At 50.1% G+C, this 531-nt stretch carries 1 pseudogene; it reads right to left on the bottom strand.

Annotation, left to right across the window (positions count from 1 at the left end):
• Positions 1 to 371: pseudogene (locus ACTHUR_RS17715) on the bottom strand (penicillin-binding protein 2); the annotation flags it as partial.
• Positions 372 to 531: the final 160 nt, after the last annotated feature.

Genomic DNA, 531 nt, shown 5'->3' with positions numbered 1-531 from the left:
GTTTCAACAGGCATATCAACAATTGCTGCCAGCTTGGTCAATTGTTCGGCAGTCGGCATTTCTTCCATACCGGAAGGCATGGCATACAAGGATTCAGTCGGTGCACTCAACGCCAAAGTCGCGCCGTTACGGTCCGTAATCATGCCGCGCGACGCAGGTAAAGTCAGGGTACGGACAAAACGCTGATCGCCCTGATTTTTCAAAAACTCATGCTGCGTGGTTTGCAAATAGATGCCGCGAGCCAGCAGTCCGACAAACGCAGCCGCAATCAGCCACAACACCAAAGAAATCCGCCCATCACTGGTGATGGGTTTTTTAGCTTTGGCTGTCTTGGGCAGCATGCTCGGTTTATATTCGTTTTTAATCAACATCTTAACATCTCAATTCATAATCACCCGAACCGTGTCTTTATCGAACGGCACCAGTTTGCAGTGCCGGATAAGCCGGCTATATTATTTTTTTCGTTCCACCATCACGGTATTATCCGCGCCGGGCGGTTTGAGGCGCTGCTTCTCAGCCGCCACCTTAATC

The organism is Neisseria sp. P0021.S007 (assembly GCF_051956855.1).
The sequence above is the reverse complement of the archived record's forward strand: the minus strand, read 5'-3'. Positions and strand labels throughout refer to the sequence as shown.